Consider the following 15,684-nt stretch of genomic DNA (forward strand, 5'->3'; position numbering starts at 1 on the left):
GTGATGTTCTTCTTTGCCCTGGTGCTGGTCTGCGCCGGGGCGTTCGCGTTCCTCAACGGCTTCAGGGACGCGTCCTCGTCGGTGGCCTTGGCCGTGCGGACACGGGCGCTGACGCCCACGGTGGCCGTGCTGCTGGCCAGCCTGTTCAACTTCATCGGGGCCGGGCTGAGTGCGTTACTGGCCCTGGCTGTCAGCCAGGCGTGGTTGTCCCTGCCGCCCGGCACGAACGGCCTCACCATCCTGTTGGCCGGGCTGCTCAGCGCCATCCTGTGGGGCCTCTACATGTGGTGGCGCGGGATCCCGACTTCCTCCACGCATGCACTGGTCGGCGGCCTCGCCGGCGCCGGGGTCGCGAGCGTCGCCGTCGGCGGCCATCCCGTCACCGGCGTTGACGCCTCGCTCCTGTCCCAAGTGGTGCTGCCGCTGCTGGTCTCCCCGGTAATCGCGTTTGCCGGGGCGTACCTGCTGGTCTGGCCGGCCAGCTGGGCCGCCCGCTATACGCCGCCCAACGTCGTCAACACCCGCTCCCGCCGGTCGCAGGCCATAGCTGCCAGCGCCGTCGCCTTCGGCCACGGGCTGCAGGACGGCCAGCGGACCAGCGCGGTGGTGATCCTCGCACTGCTGGCGGCCGGGCTCTCCAATGGCGGCTCCGTGCCTGCGTGGGTGGCGCTGCTGACAGCCGTCATGTTGGCCGCGGGGACCCTGGCGGGCGGCTGGCGGATTTCCTACACCATCGGCTACCGGCTGACCCGGATCGACCCCCTGCGCGGATTTGTGGCGCAGATGTACAGCGCGGTGATACTGCTGGTGGGCGCGATCGGGCTGCACTGGCCCGTCTCCACGACCCACACGGTCACGTCGGCCACCCTGGGCGCCGGCGCCAGCCAGAGCTTCCCGGGCACCAACCGCCGGCTGGTGATCCGCATCCTGGCACTCTGGGTCCTGACCCCGTTCGTCACCGCCGCCGCAGCGTTCGTGCTGCAGCTGGCGCTCACGCCCGTGGCGGGCCTGTAGGACGCGTCGATTGCTGCGCAGGTGCCCTTTTGAGGACTCAAAACGGCACCTGCGGAGTAGCCGATGAGCAGGTTGGCCTATCCGAAGCGGCCGGAGACGTAGTCCTCGGTGGCCTTCTGGGTCGGGTTGCTGAAGATGGTCGGGGTGTCGCCGAACTCGATCAGCTTGCCCGGCTTGCCGGTGCCGGCAATGTTGAAGAAGGCGGTCTTGTCCGACACGCGGGCCGCCTGCTGCATGTTGTGGGTCACGATCACCACGGTGTACTGGTCCTTGAGCTCGTTGATGAGGTCCTCAATGGCCAGAGTCGAGATCGGGTCCAGGGCGGAGCAGGGCTCGTCCATGAGGATCACCTGGGGCTCCACGGCGATGGCGCGGGCAATGCACAGGCGCTGCTGCTGCCCGCCGGACAGGCCGGAGCCGGGCTTGCCCAGACGGTCCTTGACCTCGTTCCAGAGGTTCGCCCCGCGGAGGGAACGCTCCACCAGGACATCGGCCTCACCCTTGGAGATTTTCTGGCTGTTAAGCTTCACACCGGCCAGCACGTTGTCCCGGATGGACATGGTGGGGAACGGGTTGGGCCGCTGGAACACCATTCCGATCTGGGAACGGACGGTGACCGGGTCAACGCCGGGACCGTAGAGGTCGTCACCGTCCAGCAGCACCTCCCCTTCAACCCTGGCGCCGGGAATGACCTCGTGCATGCGGTTGAGGGTGCGCAGGAAAGTGGATTTGCCGCAGCCCGAGGGGCCGATGAAGGCCGTGACCGACTTGGCCTCGATGTTGATGCTGACGTCTTCGACGGCCAGGAATTTGCTGTAGTAGACGTTCAGGTCCTTGACGTCGATGCGCTTAGACATGGTGTTCCTTCACTTGCTGGAGGTATGAACGGCAGGGGCGGCGGGGCCTAGCGGCCGGCCTTGGGGGCGAACATGCGGGCAATCAGGCGGGCGCCGAGATTGAGCAGCATCACCAGGATGATCAGCACCAGGGCCGCGCCCCAGGCCCGTTCGGAGGACGGATCCGGGTTGGACGGCGAGGTCGGGTTCAGGATCTGGGTGTAGATAAAGGTAGGCAGCGAGGCCATCCAGCCGCTGAACACGTTGGTGTTGATGGTGGTAGCAAAGCCGGCGGTAACCAGGATCGGCGCGGTTTCGCCGATCACCCGGGCGATCGCGAGGGTGATGCCGGAGGCGATGCCGGAGATCGCCGTCGGGAGGACCACCTTGAGGATGGTCCGCCACTTGCGGACGCCGAGGGCATAGGCCGCCTCCCGGAGTTCGTTGGGAACAATCTTGAGCATTTCCTCGCTGGAGCGGACCACTACGGGGATCATCAGCACGGAGAGTGCGACGGCGGCGACGGCACCGGTCTTGGTGCCCGGGCCGACGATCGCGAAGAAGGCGGCCGCGGCGAACAGGCCGGCGACAATCGAGGGGATGCCGGTCATGACATCCACGAAGAAGGTGATGGCCCGGGCCAGCGCACGGTCCTCGCCGTATTCCACGAGGTAGATCGCGGTCAGCAGTCCCACCGGGACCGAAATGAGGGTCGCGAGCACCGTGATCAGCAGGGTGCCCATGATCGCGTGGTAGATGCCGCCCAGAAGCGGGGCGCCTTCCTCGACAGTTTTGTTGTCGAAGGCGCCGGTGACGCCGTTCATGGAGGTGGTGAGGAAGCCCGGGTCCAGGAGCCCCGGCAGTCCGTTAACCAGCACGGTCCAGATCACCGATACCAGCGGCAGCAGGGCAACCAGGAAAGATCCGACGACGAGGCAGGTTGCCAGCTTGTCCTTGGCCTTGCGGGAGCCTTCCACCACGAAGCTCCAGCCCACCAGGCCGGCGGCGAAGAGGATGGCGGAGACCAGTCCCCAGCCGAAGGCGTTGAAGCCGATCAGCGCCAGGATCGCGGCACCGAGGATCAAGGCAACAGCCAGGACGATGTAGGGCGCGGCCTTGGGCAGCTGGCCCTTGGTGAGTGCGGAACGCTTGCGGACCGGGGTCAGGGTGGAGGTCATTTAGTTGGCTCCCGAGAATTCTTTGTGCCGGCTGATGATCCCGCGCGCGATCACATTCACGCCGAGGGTAATGACGAACAGCACCAGGCCTGCGGCGATCAGCGTGCTGACCTTGAGCCCGCTGGCCTCGGGGAAGTTCAGGGCAATTTCTGCGGCGATGGTCTGGTTGCCGGTCTGGATCAGGCTGGCCGTGAGGGCGCCGGAGGAAAGGACCAAGGCGACCGCCATGGTCTCTCCCAGGGCGCGGCCGAGTCCCAGCATCACGGCGCTGATGATTCCGGGCCGGCCGAAGGGCAGCACGGTCATCCTGATCATCTCCCAGCGGGTGGCACCGAGCGCCAGCGCGGCCTCTTCATGCAGCTTGGGGGTCTGCAGGAAGATCTCGCGGGTCAGGGATGTGATGATCGGCAGGACCATGACGGCGAGCACGATCCCCGCGGTGAGGATGGTCTTGCCGGTAGCCGAGGCAGGGCCCTGGAAGATCGGCAGCCAGCCCATGTTTTTGGCCAGCCAGTCGTAGGCCGGTGAGATTTCCTTGGCGAGGAACACAACGCCCCACGCGCCGTAAATCACGGAGGGGATGGCCGCGAGCAGGTCCACGACGTAGCCGAGGCCGGAGGCGAGCTTGCGCGGGGCGAAGTGCGAAATGAACAGCGCAACGCCGATGGCGATCGGCGTTGCAATCACGAGTGCAATCGCCGCGGCGATAAGGGTGCCGATGACGAGCGGCCAGATGTAGGTGAAGAATCCTTCGCCCCCCTGGATCTGGTCGGCCGGAGCCACCAGGGCCGGGATCGCCTGGATGACCAGGAACAGTGCCACGCCGAAGAGCACGACGAGGATCAGACACCCTGCCGCCAAGGTGGCTGCGGAAAAGACTTTGTCACCGGCGTGGCCTGCGCCCCGGGACTTGGTCAGGGAGGTGGTGGTCACTTCACGGTCCTTCGGTTTGGGTGGAATCCGGGCGCCGGCTGCGAACGCCTCCGCGGCCGGGATCCGGCAAATCTTGATGTTTCGAACAAAATGCATTGGTTCCCTGCCCCGGTTGGCGATCTGTGATCGCTTTCCCGGGACAGGGAACCTTGGTCAGGCCGGTGTTTCCACTATGCCTGGAGGTGCAGCGTATCCCTAGGCCTTGCCCTTGACGGATTCGAGGGCCGTCTTCACCTTGTCCTGGAGGGTCTTGGACAGCGGGGCCGACTTGGCGGAGTCGGCTGCGGCCTTCTGGCCGGCGTCGGAAGATGCGTAGGTGACAAATGCCTTCACCAGATCAGCGGTGGCCTTCGTGTCGTAGGTGGTGCAGACGATGTGGTAGGACACCAGGACGATCGGGTAGGCGCCGGCGACCGTGGTCTTGCGGTCCAGCTTGATGGCGAGGTCGCTGGCGTTGCGGCCTTCAACCGGCTTGCCCTGGTCGACTGCCTTGGCCGCGGCCTCGGGGGAGATCTTCGTGAAGGAGTCGCCGACCTTGATCTGCGCGGTGCCGAGCTTGCCGCTCACAGCGGAATCGTCAGCGTAGGTCACGGCACCGGAGGTGTCGGTGACGGTCTTGACCACGCCGGAGGTACCCTTGGCGTTCTCGCCCTTCAGGCTCGCGGGCCAGACGCCAGAAGCCTTGTCGGTCCAAACCTCGGGCGCAACAGCGGACAGGTAGTCCGTGAAGTTGCTGGTGGTGCCGGAGTCATCCGAGCGGTTCACCGGGGTGACCTTGAGGTCCGGCAGCTGAACGCCCGGGTTCAGGGCCGCGATGGCGGGATCGTTCCAGTTGGCGATCTGGCCGCGGAAGATCTTGGCAATGGTGGCAGCGTCGAGCTTCAGGTCCGTGATGCCCGGCAGATTGAACGCCACGGCGATCGGGGAGATGTAGACCGGGAGGTCGATGGCACCGTCGGGACCGCACTTGTCCTTGGAGCTGGCGATCTCCTCATCCTTCAGGTAGGCATCGGAGCCGGCGAACTGGGCCGAGCCGTCGAGGATCGCCTTGCGTCCGGCGCCGGAACCATCCGGGGAGTACTGCACAGTTGCACCCGGGTTCGCTGAAGCGAAGTTGGTCTTCCAGACATCCATGGCCGCGCCCTGCGCGGTGGAACCAACGCCGGTGAGGGTGCCGGTGACTGCGGGACCAGAGGCGGACGACGCGGCGGAGGGCGCGTTGGTTGCGTTGTCCGAACCGCAAGCGGTCAGCGCGAGTGCGCCGACGGCGATAACAGCGATAGCCGCGTTGCGGCCGAAGCGGAGTGCCTTCACTTAGATGTACCCCTTCCAGGGCTTTTGCATGCCGGGCCGGAGAAGACCCGCAGGGATGCGTACGGTTTGTACCTTTACCGAACGTAGGCGGCCCAGGTAAAGAGAAATGCGGTCCAAGGTGAACACCAGATTAACGACGCCGGACTATTGGCCTACAACAGCCCGGCGGTCATTGCGTTCTGCGCGTGACGGTCGTATCGGCGCCGTCGGGCGAAGGAGACCCATGGATGGAGGCCAGGGTGAAAGGCCCGCGGTGCAGGCCCGGCTGCACCTTACCGTGTCCCTGCTGTGAACGGAGAGTCCCGGGCAGCAAATAGACTGGAGAACATGGCCTCCGCGACTGGACTCTCCGCAAGCGCACGTTTCCTGCGCGGCCGGGTCCGGACCGGCATTGTCCGGAGCCGGAACTCCCTGGTCCCGGCCATTCAGATGACTGCCTGCGCCGTCGGGGCCTACGCGTTCGCCGAATACGTCCTGGGCCACACCGGGCCGTTGTTCGCGGCCACGTCGTCACTCATTGCCCTGGGCTTTTCCCGCGACCCCAGGTTGCGCCGCGTCATCGAGGTGGGCTTGGGCTGCACGCTCGGAATCGTGGTCGGAGACCTGTTGCTGCACTGGCTGGGCTCCGGAATCTGGCAGGCCGCCGTCGTTCTCCTGTTCTCCATCCTGCTGGCCCGTTTCCTGGACAGCGGAACCATTTTCACTACCCAGCTTGGCCTGCAGTCGGTGCTCGTGGTGCTCCTGCCCGCGCCGGTGGGCGGTCCCTTCACCCGCAGCATCGACGCCGTGGTGGGCCTGGCGTTCGCCCTCCTGATGACCATCCTGGTTCCCAAGGACCCCCGGCGAGAGCCCCGCAACGATGTCAAGAAACTGCTCCATGAATTGGCCGAAGTGCTGCGGGAATGCGCCTCGGCGCTCAGCTACAGCGACTCCACCCAGGCCTGGCACGCTCTCATCCGCGGGCGGAACTGCCAGCCCCTCGTCGACGCCATGCGTCAGTCCCTGCGCGCCTCCGGTGAGGTGGCCACTCTGGCCCCGGCCTACCGGCGGCACCGGGACGAGCTGGACCGGATGGATCAGTCGCTGGACTACATTGACCTCGCGCTGCGGAACAGCCGGGTCTTCGCCCGCCGCCTGACCAGCGCCATCAACCATGCCGCGCTCTCGGATGAGGCTACCCAGAACATCGCCGAGGTCCTGCGGGAGACCGCAGCCGCCGTAGATGAGCTGTCGCTGGGCCTGGCGGAGGTGCACGACGGCGCCCGCCGCGCGCACCTGCGGACAGCCCGGTCCGAGCTGCGGGAGATCGCCGGCCGCCTGCACCCCCGGATGCTGGACGTCCACCGGCTCGAGGGCGAAACGGTGGTCATGCTGTTCCGCCCGCTCATGGTGGACCTGCTCGAGGCCGCCGGCGTGGACTCAGATGAAGCCCGGGACATCCTTCCCCCGCTCTGAGTGCGGCCCGCACCCCCCCGCTCCCTCGCCCCCTTCCCCATCCACCTCCCCCTCCCCCTTCCTCTCCCCCACCGGTGGGGGTGCTTGTCACTGGCCCCCGATAGGGTGGACCAATGGCTACGAAGACTTCCCGGGGGCCGAAGGCACCGGGCTACAAATGCGCCGAATGCGGCTGGACAACGGCCAAGTGGGTGGGCCGCTGCGGCGAGTGCCAGGCGTGGGGCAGCGTTGAGGAGACCGGCACCGCCGTCGCCCGCACGACGGCGGCCACGACGGTCCTTGAACCGGCCCGCAGGATCGCCGACGTCGACGCCACCACCGCGGCGTTCCTGCCGACCGGCGTGGACGAACTCGACCGCGTGCTTGGCGGCGGCCTGGTGCCCGGTGCCGTCATCCTGCTCGCGGGCGAACCCGGCGTGGGCAAGTCCACGCTGCTGCTGGACGTCGCGGCCAAGTTCGCCCGCACCGCCCAGGATGTCCTGTACATCACCGGCGAGGAATCCGCCGCCCAGGTCAAGCTCCGCGCGGACCGGATCGACGCCGTGGCCGAATCGCTGTACCTCTCCGCCGAGACGGATCTCGGACAGGCGCTGGGGCAGGTGGAGAAGCTCGAACCCCGCCTGCTGATCGTGGACTCCGTCCAGACCCTGAGCAGCGCCGACGTCGAGGGCAGCGCAGGCGGCGTGTCCCAGGTGCGCGAGGTGGCGGCCTCCCTGATCGCCGCGGCCAAGCGCCGCAACATGACCACGCTGCTGGTGGGGCACGTGACCAAGGACGGCTCCATCGCCGGACCGCGCCTGCTCGAACACCTCGTGGATGTCGTCTGCCAGTTCGAAGGTGAACGCCACTCGCGGCTGCGGCTGCTGCGCGCCGTCAAGAACCGCTACGGTCCCACCGACGACGTCGGCTGCTTCGACCTGAACGAGGACGGCATCGAGGGCCTCGCCGATCCCAGCGGGTTGTTCGTCTCGCGGACCAAGGAACCCGTATCGGGAACCTGCATCACGGTCACGCTGGAGGGCCGCCGCCCGCTGCTGGCCGAGGTCCAGGCGCTGCTGGCCGAGAGCGCCAGCTCCCAGCCTCGCCGGGCCACCAGCGGGCTGGACAGCTCGCGGGTGGCAATGCTACTGGCGGTGCTGCAGCAGCGCGCCGGCTGCCTGCTGCACAAGGACGACTCCTACGTGGCAACGGTCGGCGGGGTCAAACTCAGCGAACCCGCCACGGACCTGGCCGTGGCCCTGGCCGTGGCCTCCGCGAAAGCCAGGAAGCCGCTCCCCCAGCGGTTGATCGCCTTCGGCGAGGTGGGCCTGGCGGGCGAAGTGCGCCCGGTGCCCGGCATCAACCAGCGCATCATGGAGGCGCACCGGCTCGGCTTCACCCATGCCGTGGTTCCGGCCAGCCCCAACGGGCACGGCCCGGTTCCTGCCGGCTTCTCGGTCCGGGAGGTCGGCCACCTGGCCGAGGCACTGGGCCTGCTGATCAGCTGAGAGGCGGCCGAAGCAGGGGACCCGCAGCGGCGGGCACAGAGGCGACTTAGGACCCTAACGCCGTCGTCGCGGCGGACGGACGATGGGACCGTGGGCGCAGGATCCGGCCGCAGGATGCGGCCGGGCCGACGCGGCGAAGGGATGCGTCATGATGTGGGATTACGGGTACCAGATCGGCTGGATGTGGCTCTGGGGCGTGTTCCTGCTGGCCGGGATTGTTGTTCTGGTCATCCTCGCCATCCGGCTCCTCACCGGCGGCATCCGCCATGACGGTCAGGGCATTCCCCCGAGCCCGGGGCCCCATGCCCCAGGGCAGTATCCGCCGCCCGGGCCGGCCCCTTCGCCGGGGTCTCCTCCCGGACGTTCTCCGGCGCGCCGGATCCTTGACGAACGCTTTGCCCGGGGAGAGCTCACCGTGGAGCAGTACCGGGAGAATCTGAAGGTGCTGGACGAGGAGTCCTAGTGCAGCCCATCAGCCGCCGCAGTGCCCTGCTTCTGGGCGGCCTTGGCCTGGCCGGAACCGCGGCGGGCGCAGCGGGCCTGGTTTGGACGCTGACGTCCCGCGGCGCACCGGTGACCGGAGCCGAGCTGACGCACCCGGCCGAACTGCGCAGCACCGGCGGGCGCCTCGCGCTGGAGCTGGAGGCGGCCCGGGGCCCCCTGCATCTTGCCGGCCGTGCGGCAACGGCCCTCGGCTACAACGGAGCCAGTCCGGGCCCCACGCTGCGCCTGCGCGGCGGGGACGTGCTCGGGATCCGGCTAACGAACCGCCTGGCCGAGCCCACCAACCTTCACGTGCACGGGCTCCATGTGTCCCCGCGGGGAAACGGGGACAACGTGTTTGTCCGGGTGGACCCCGGCGGAAGCTTCGACTACGAATACCGGCTGCCGGCGGACCACCCGCCCGGCGTTTACTGGTATCACCCCCACCACCACGGCATGGTCGCGGCTCAGGTCTTCGGGGGTCTCTTCGGGGCGATCGTCGTCGAGGACACCGACCCCATTCCGGTCGCCGCGGACCGGGTCCTGGTGGTATCTGATACGGATCTGGACGCCGCGGGAAACGTCCGGAACGTGGCGCCGGCAGAACGCCTGGCCGGCCGGGAAGGAACGATCGTCCTCGTCAACGGCCAAAGCAACCCCGTGCTGAGCGCCTATCCCGGGCAGCGGGAGCGCTGGCGTATGGTCAACGCCTGCGTTGCCCGCTACCTGCGGCTGCGCCTGGACGGGCAGGGCATGCAGCTGCTCGGCATGGACTCCGGGCACTTCCAGTCCCCGGCAGCCGTCGACGAGGTGCTCCTGGCGCCGGGGAACCGGGCTGATCTTCTCATCACGACGGCGGCCGGCCAGTCGGTCCTCCGGGCCGCGTACTACGACCGCGGCAGCATGCCCGGGATGATGGGCAACGGTTCCCCCGAGCGCGGGCCGGCGGACCAGCCCCAGGGCGTCTCCCTGGCGACGCTCCAGGTAGCGGGCAAACCCGCGGGCCGCCCCGCCGGACTGCCGCCCCGGCCGGCGCCTGCGGACCTGCGGCAGGTCTCCGTCGCCGCGCACCGGCAGTTCCTGCTGGCGGCCGGCATGGGGCAAGGCGGCATGGGCGGAGGCGGCGGCACCGGGATGGCGTCTTTCACCATCAACGGCCGGGAATTCGACCCGGGCAGAACCGACACCACCGTGACGACCGGCACCGTGGAGGAATGGACCGTGGTCAACACCAGCCCCATGGACCACCCGTTCCACCTGCACGTATGGCCGATGCAGGTCATTTCGGTCAACGGAGTTGCCCCCGCCTTCCCTGCCTGGCAAGACGTGGTCAATGTGCCCGCGAACGGACAGGTGAACGTCAGGATTGCCTTCAGGGACTTCACCGGGAGGGCCGCCTATCACTGCCACATCCTGGACCACGAGGACCTCGGGATGATGGGCGCCATCGAGGTCCGCTGAACCACGCGGCCCCTTGCGCGTTATACCCCCGGGGGGTATGTTGATTGAAGCAGTCGCCAATGACGGATCACCCTTCAGGAGCGCGCATCATGGAACACCGGCACCGCAGCCCGGGAGCCACCCAGAGCATCGGCCACCAAAGCCCGCACGGCGCGCCACCTGGCAGCTCCGCCGGGCACCTAGCCGCCGCTGCACGATCCGCGGACGACGACCATCTGGTGCACAGCCACGGCCAGCATGCCGGGCACAGCGTCGCGATGTTCCGGGAGAGGTTCTGGCTGACCCTGGCCCTGGCCGTGCCCGTGCTGTTCTTCAGCCCCATGTTCGCGGATCTGCTCGGCTACGAGGCTCCCGCCTTTCCCGGCTCGGCCTGGATCCCGCCGGTGTTCGGCACTGCGATCTACCTTTACGGCGGCCGGCCGTTCATCAAGGGCGGCCTGAACGAACTGAAAACGCGCAAACCCGGGATGATGCTGCTGATCGCCATGGCCATCAGCGTCGCCTTCATCGCCTCATGGGTAACAACCTTGGGTCTGGGCGGGTTCGACCTCGACTTCTGGTGGGAGCTGGCGCTGCTGGTTCCCATCATGCTGCTGGGACATTGGATCGAAATGCGGGCCCTCGGCTCGGCCCAAGGCGCACTGGATGCCCTGGCGGCGCTGCTGCCCGACGAGGCGGAACGTGTCACGGACACCGGCGTGGAGACTGTCAGCGTCGCCGAGCTCCGGGCCGGGGACACCATCCTGGTCCGGCCCGGCGGCCGGATGCCGGCAGACGGCACGGTCAGCGGCGGCCAGGCCGACTTCGACGAATCGATGATCACCGGCGAATCGAAGACCGTCCTGCGGACACCCGGCGACCCTGTGGTGGCCGGCACCATCGCCACGGACAACTCCGTGCGGGTCCGGGTGTCAGCCATCGGCGAGGACACCGCCCTGGCCGGCATCCAGCGGCTCGTGGCCGAGGCGCAGGCGTCCTCCTCCAGGGCCCAGGCCCTCGCCGACCGGGCCGCGGCATTCCTCTTCTACTTCGCCGCCGGCACCGGCGTCCTCACCTTCATCTTCTGGACGCTGATGGGCAGCGTCACCGACGCCGTCACCCGCACGGTGACCGTCCTCGTGATCGCCTGCCCCCACGCGCTGGGGCTCGCCATCCCGCTTGTGATCGCCATCTCCACCGAACGGGCTGCCCGGGCGGGCGTCCTGATCAAGAACCGGATGGCGCTGGAGCGCATGCGGACAGTCGACGTCGTCCTGTTCGACAAGACCGGAACCCTGACCAGGGGCGAGCCCGAACTCAAGGCGGTCGCCACGGCCGCAGGGACGGCCACAGCCTCCGGGCAAGACGCAGTTCTTGGACTCGCCGCCGCCGTCGAGGCGGACAGCGAACATCCGGTGGCCCGCTCGATTGTAGCCGCCGCCCGGGAGCGGGGGCTGGAGATCCCGGCGGCGGAGGGGTTCACCTCGCTGACCGGCCGCGGGGTTCGCGCCATGGTTGATGGCCGCACGGTCCAGGTAGGCGGTCCGGCGTTGCTCCGGGAGCTCGGATTGCAGGAACCGCCCGCTTTGGCCGCTGCCACCGGCGCCTGGCTCGACCGCGGCGCCGCAGTGCTGAACGTCGTGGACGGCGGCACCATCCTGGGCGCCGTGAGCCTCGAGGACGCCGTGCGGCCCGAATCCCGCCAGGCCGTCCGCGCCCTTCAGGCCCGCGGCATCAAGGTGGCCATGATCACCGGCGACGCCCGGCAGGTGGCCCGGGCGGTAGCGGAAGAGCTCAACATCGACGAGGTCTTCGCCGAGGTCCTCCCCGCCTACAAGGACAAGAAAGTCGCCGAACTGCAGGCCCGCGGGCTGAAAGTGGCCATGGTGGGCGACGGCGTCAACGACTCACCCGCGCTGGCACGGGCGGAGGTGGGAATCGCGATTGGCGGCGGCACGGATGTGGCGGTGGAATCCGCCGGCGTGGTCCTGGCCGGCAACGATCCCCGTGCCGTGCTGTCGATGCTTGACCTGTCCAAGGCGAGCTACCGGAAGATGTGGCAGAACCTCGTGTGGGCCACCGGGTACAACGTGGTGTCCGTGCCGCTGGCGGCCGGGGTCCTCGCCTTCGCGGGGATCGTCCTGTCCCCCGCCGCGGGCGCCGTGATGATGTCGGCGTCGACCATAATTGTTGCCTTGAACGCCCAGCTGCTGCGCCGGCTCAAGCTCAATCCGGCCACGGTCGGCTGAGCTCAAAACCTGGAGGCTGCCATGCCGGAAACCAACCGCCGCGAGTCGTCTTTCGGTAGGTCCTTTGCCCGCGTGGGTCCGCGGATGGACGCCCGCGGCGCAACCGAACACCGCCGGCGCCTCGTGGAACCGGCGTACGGTGCGGTCGTCGAAATCGGGGCGGGCTACGGTGCCACCTTCCCGTTCTACCCGGCCGCGGTGACGGGCGTGCTGGCCCTCGAACCTGATCCAACGCTCCGCGGGCTGGCCCTGGCCGCTGCCCGAACGGCGCCGGTTCCTGTCACGGTGCACGACGGTGTGGCGGAAACCCTGCCGGCCGCGGAGGCCTCGGTCGACGTCGTCGTCTCCAGTTTGGTGCTGTGCAGCGTGGCGGACCAGTCCGCCGCCCTGGCGGAAATGGTCCGGGTCCTGCGGCCCGGCGGCCTGCTGCTCTTCTATGAACACGTCCGCTCGGAACACCGCGTGCTTGGCGCGGCCGAAGACCTGGTCACACCGCTGTGGAGCCGGATGGCCGGCGGGTGCCACCCAAACCGGGACACCCCCGCCGCGATCGCCGCGGCGGGCCTGGCCGTGCGGGACCTGGAGCGCTTCGGCTTCTCGGCCCTTCGCGGCAACCCGCGGCTGGCGCACGTCCTTGGTGTGGCGAGCAAACCCTGACGCCCCCGGTACGGCGTTCCTGCCCGGTTGCTTCCGCGCCGGGGCCGGGGGCTGCCCGGGATTCCGGGGCAGCCGGTTTCCGTCGGGCCGAACCGGCGCAGGCAACTGGGAGGGAGCGTCGGCCCACAACCAGCACGAAGCCGCCATCCGCGCCGCCACACGCAGAAGGGGCGCCCGCCGCATTGGCAGGCACCCCTTCTTCAATATTTAGACCAGTCGCTGGGCCTCGGCGCTAGGCCTTCTTGGGCGGCAGGGCCAGCTTGAAGATCTTGGCCCACGTGGAGCCGACCTGCTTCAGCAGCGGGCCCGTGTTGTACGGCAGTCCGTAGCGCTTGCAGATCTCCTGGACCTTCGGCGCCACCTCGGCGTACCGGTTGGACGGCAGGTCCGGGAACAGGTGGTGCTCGATCTGGTGTGAGAGGTTGCCGGTCATGAGGTGCATGAACTTGGAGCCGGAGATGTTGGCCGAGCCGATCATCTGCCGCACGTACCAGTCGCCGCGGGTCTCGCCTTCGACCATTTCCTCGGTGAAGGTGTCAGCTCCTTCGGGGAAGTGGCCGCAGAAGATCACCGCGTGCGCCCACACGTTGCGGACGGCGTTGGCGGTCAGCGTGCCGTAGAGGGCCTGCTTGCCGGAACCGGTCAGCATTGCGACGGCGGGCGTGGCGGCGTAGTCCTTGGTGAACTGCTTCAGGGCCTTGCGGCCGAGGGCCTTCAGGTCCTTGGTCAGGGCCTCCTTGGACTTCCTGCCCTCCTGGTAGTCCACGAGCTCGAGGTCGTAGATCGCAATACCCCACTCGAAGACGGGCGCCAGCAGGGCGTTGTAGAGCGGGTTGCCCAGGTTGAAGGGCGTCCATTCCTGCTGAGGGTCCATGCGCAGCAGGTTGTATCCGACGTCGTTGTCCTTGCCGATCACATTCGTCCAGCGGTGGTGGAGATCGTTGTGGGTGTGCTGCCAGGAGCGCGCCGGGGTGACGAAGTCCCATTCCCACGTGGTGGAGTGGATGTCCGGGTCGCGCATCCAGTCCCACTGGCCGTGCAGGATGTTGTGCCCGAGTTCCATGTTTTCCAGGATCTTGGCGAAGCTCAGCAGCGTGGTGCCGGCAATCCAGGCGGGCTTGTTCTTGCTGACCAGGAGCGCGGCACGGCCGGAGATCTCCAGCGCGCGCTGGATCTTGATCATCCGGCGGATGTAGGCGGCGTCGGAGGACCCGCGCTTGGCCAGGATGTCGTCCTTGATCGCGTCGAGTTCGCGGCCCAGTTCGGCAACCTGCTCGTCGGAGAGGTGGGCGGCCGCGGGCGGACGCAGCAGCGGGCTGCCGGACTCGGCGAGGGCACCGGGCCGCCTCTTCGCGGCCGTGGTTGCCTTCGCCGGGGAGGCGCCGGCGGTTGAACTGTCGGTTGAACTGACTGCGACGGGGGTGTCGGCGCCGGAGAGATCCGGTTTACTGGAAATAGTCGTCATGCGGTGGTACTCCTCAGAGGTCGAGGTTAACGGGGCCGGCGGCTGCCGACACGCACGTCTGGACTAGTTGGCCCGGCTCGCCGTGCACTTCGCCGGTGCGAAGGTCCCGCACGTGGCCGGCGCGCAGCGGGATGAGGCAGCTGTGGCAGATACCCATGCGGCAGCCGCTGGGCATCAGGACACCGGCGTCCTCGCCGACGTCGAGCAGCGGGGTGTCGCCGTCGGCCTCGACCTCGCGGTCGGAAGCCTCGAAGGTGACCAGTCCGCCGTCGTGCCCGGCACCGGCGGCGAGGCTGGTGGTGAAGCGTTCGATCGTCAGGGTGGCTGCCTGTGCTGCCGCGGCCGGCGGGGAATCCCCGGCTTCGGCTTCCCACAGCGCTTCGGTGTCGTTGAGGAATTCCTCCGGGCCGCAGGCATAGGCGGCGCGCTGGCGCCAGTCCGGGCACAGCCGGTCCAGGTCCGCGGCAGATGTGAAGTCGAGCCGGCCGCGGTCTCCGGTAAACCAGTTCGTGACCCGGAAGTTGGGAAACTGGTCGGCGAGCTCGGCGAGTTCCTCACGGAAGATGGCGTCCGCGGCGGTGCGGGCAGTGTGAATGAGGACGACATCGGAGTCGGGGCGGTGCGGCACGAGGGTGCGGATCATCGACATGACCGGTGTGATGCCGCTGCCGGCGGTCAGCATGAGCAGCGGTCGGGGGTGCTCTGGCAGGACAAAGTCGCCCTGCGGAGGCGCCAGGAACAGGACGTCGCCGGGTTTGGTGCCGCGCACGAGGGCGCCGGAGACGGCGCCCATGTCGGTGACGGTGATTGCCGGGTCCTGCCCGGCGGGGGCGCTGAGGGAATAGGACCGCCAGTGCCGGACGCCGTCGAGCTCGACGCCGATTCGGGCCCACTGGCCGGCAAGGTGCGCTTGCCAGCCGCGGCCGGGACGGAAGAAAATGGTGGCGGAATCGGCCGTTTCTGGAACCACCCTGGTGACCACGCCGCGCAACTGGCGGGCGGAGAACACGGGATTGAACAGCGACAGAATATCTTCTGGAGCTAGGGGGGTGGTCAGTAGAGATGCGGCGCGCGCCAGCTTACGGAGCCGGATCATTCATCAAGCTTATGTCAGATTGCGCCATACTTCTTCACCCAAGGCATACGATCGACTCAAGAAAACTATCCCGCCGC

General features: G+C 68.2%; 13 protein-coding genes. 7 read left to right on the top strand and 6 right to left on the bottom strand.

The genetic code is table 11. The features are described 5' to 3' along the window. The first annotated feature begins 3 nt into the window (after positions 1–3). Positions 4–1,014 (top strand): anion permease, encoded by a 1,011-nt coding sequence (locus tag AB4Y72_RS06815; RefSeq protein ID WP_441425513.1) that lies wholly within the window; start codon positions 4–6, stop codon positions 1,012–1,014. A gap of 77 nt (positions 1,015–1,091) precedes the next feature. Here AB4Y72_RS06815 and pstB read toward each other — a convergent pair whose 3' ends face one another. The 4 genes from pstB to pstS form a co-directional block, all read right to left on the bottom strand. Further along, positions 1,092–1,871, bottom strand: a complete 780-nt coding sequence (pstB, locus tag AB4Y72_RS06820; RefSeq protein WP_441425388.1) for a phosphate ABC transporter ATP-binding protein PstB — start codon at positions 1,869–1,871, stop codon at positions 1,092–1,094. Positions 1,872–1,918: 47 nt separating this feature from the next. Then, the gene (gene pstA / locus AB4Y72_RS06825) at positions 1,919–3,028 is read right to left on the bottom strand and encodes a phosphate ABC transporter permease PstA (RefSeq protein WP_441425389.1); all 1,110 of its coding nucleotides are present in this window, start codon (positions 3,026–3,028) and stop codon (positions 1,919–1,921) included. Next, positions 3,029–3,961 (bottom strand): phosphate ABC transporter permease subunit PstC, encoded by a 933-nt coding sequence (pstC, locus tag AB4Y72_RS06830; protein ID WP_441425390.1) that lies wholly within the window; start codon positions 3,959–3,961, stop codon positions 3,029–3,031. It abuts the gene before it with no gap. A 195-nt stretch (positions 3,962–4,156) separates the two neighbouring features. Beyond that, positions 4,157–5,275 (bottom strand): phosphate ABC transporter substrate-binding protein PstS, encoded by a 1,119-nt coding sequence (gene pstS, locus AB4Y72_RS06835; RefSeq protein WP_441425391.1) that lies wholly within the window; start codon positions 5,273–5,275, stop codon positions 4,157–4,159. A 327-nt stretch (positions 5,276–5,602) separates the two neighbouring features. On the opposite strand from pstS, the gene AB4Y72_RS06840 reads away from it, so the two are divergent. The 6 genes from AB4Y72_RS06840 (at position 5,603) to AB4Y72_RS06865 (ending at position 13,046) form a co-directional block, all read left to right on the top strand. Further along, positions 5,603–6,730, top strand: coding sequence for an FUSC family protein (locus tag AB4Y72_RS06840; RefSeq protein WP_441425392.1), 1,128 nt, complete (start codon positions 5,603–5,605; stop codon positions 6,728–6,730). 113 nt (positions 6,731–6,843) lie between these two features. Next, entirely contained in the window at positions 6,844–8,217 is a 1,374-nt protein-coding gene (gene radA / locus AB4Y72_RS06845; protein WP_441425393.1) for a DNA repair protein RadA, read from the top strand. A 148-nt stretch (positions 8,218–8,365) separates the two neighbouring features. Continuing rightward, positions 8,366–8,680 (top strand): SHOCT domain-containing protein, encoded by a 315-nt coding sequence (locus tag AB4Y72_RS06850; protein ID WP_441425394.1) that lies wholly within the window; start codon positions 8,366–8,368, stop codon positions 8,678–8,680. Beyond that, positions 8,680–10,161 (top strand): multicopper oxidase family protein, encoded by a 1,482-nt coding sequence (locus tag AB4Y72_RS06855; RefSeq protein WP_441425395.1) that lies wholly within the window; start codon positions 8,680–8,682, stop codon positions 10,159–10,161. Before AB4Y72_RS06850 ends, AB4Y72_RS06855 begins: the two co-directional genes overlap by 1 nt. Positions 10,162–10,250: 89 nt before the next feature. After that, positions 10,251–12,389: a copper-translocating P-type ATPase gene (locus AB4Y72_RS06860; protein ID WP_441425514.1), complete on the top strand. Its 2,139-nt coding sequence runs from the start codon at positions 10,251–10,253 to the stop codon at positions 12,387–12,389. 21 nt (positions 12,390–12,410) lie between these two features. Further along, positions 12,411–13,046 (top strand): class I SAM-dependent methyltransferase, encoded by a 636-nt coding sequence (locus AB4Y72_RS06865; protein ID WP_441425396.1) that lies wholly within the window; start codon positions 12,411–12,413, stop codon positions 13,044–13,046. Positions 13,047–13,278: 232 nt separating this feature from the next. On the opposite strand, the gene AB4Y72_RS06870 is transcribed toward AB4Y72_RS06865, so the two are convergent. Together AB4Y72_RS06870 and AB4Y72_RS06875 are read right to left on the bottom strand one after the other, a co-directional pair. Continuing rightward, positions 13,279–14,511: a fatty acid desaturase family protein gene (locus tag AB4Y72_RS06870; RefSeq protein WP_441425397.1), complete on the bottom strand. Its 1,233-nt coding sequence runs from the start codon at positions 14,509–14,511 to the stop codon at positions 13,279–13,281. Between the two features lie 13 nt (positions 14,512–14,524). Continuing rightward, on the bottom strand, positions 14,525–15,607 hold the full coding sequence (locus tag AB4Y72_RS06875; RefSeq protein WP_441425398.1) for a ferredoxin reductase: 1,083 nt from the start codon (positions 15,605–15,607) through the stop codon (positions 14,525–14,527). Positions 15,608–15,684 lie beyond the last annotated feature (77 nt).

The sequence above is a fragment of the Arthrobacter sp. YAF34 genome (assembly GCF_052113245.1).
Classification (GTDB): Bacteria; Actinomycetota; Actinomycetes; order Actinomycetales; family Micrococcaceae; genus Arthrobacter.

Excerpts from the sequence above, each read along its gene's own strand:
- pstA (WP_441425389.1), bottom strand. The coding sequence starts at position 3,028 with ATGACCTCCACCCTGACCCCGGTCCGCAAGCGTTCCGCACTCACCAAG.
- AB4Y72_RS06865 (WP_441425396.1), top strand. The coding sequence starts at position 12,411 with ATGCCGGAAACCAACCGCCGCGAGTCGTCTTTCGGTAGGTCCTTTGCC.
- radA (WP_441425393.1), top strand. The coding sequence starts at position 6,844 with ATGGCTACGAAGACTTCCCGGGGGCCGAAGGCACCGGGCTACAAATGC.
- AB4Y72_RS06875 (WP_441425398.1), bottom strand. The coding sequence starts at position 15,607 with ATGATCCGGCTCCGTAAGCTGGCGCGCGCCGCATCTCTACTGACCACC.
- AB4Y72_RS06860 (WP_441425514.1), top strand. The coding sequence starts at position 10,251 with ATGGAACACCGGCACCGCAGCCCGGGAGCCACCCAGAGCATCGGCCAC.
- AB4Y72_RS06870 (WP_441425397.1), bottom strand. The coding sequence starts at position 14,511 with ATGACGACTATTTCCAGTAAACCGGATCTCTCCGGCGCCGACACCCCC.
- AB4Y72_RS06850 (WP_441425394.1), top strand. The coding sequence starts at position 8,366 with ATGATGTGGGATTACGGGTACCAGATCGGCTGGATGTGGCTCTGGGGC.
- AB4Y72_RS06815 (WP_441425513.1), top strand. The coding sequence starts at position 4 with ATGTTCTTCTTTGCCCTGGTGCTGGTCTGCGCCGGGGCGTTCGCGTTC.
- AB4Y72_RS06840 (WP_441425392.1), top strand. The coding sequence starts at position 5,603 with ATGGCCTCCGCGACTGGACTCTCCGCAAGCGCACGTTTCCTGCGCGGC.
- pstB (WP_441425388.1), bottom strand. The coding sequence starts at position 1,871 with ATGTCTAAGCGCATCGACGTCAAGGACCTGAACGTCTACTACAGCAAA.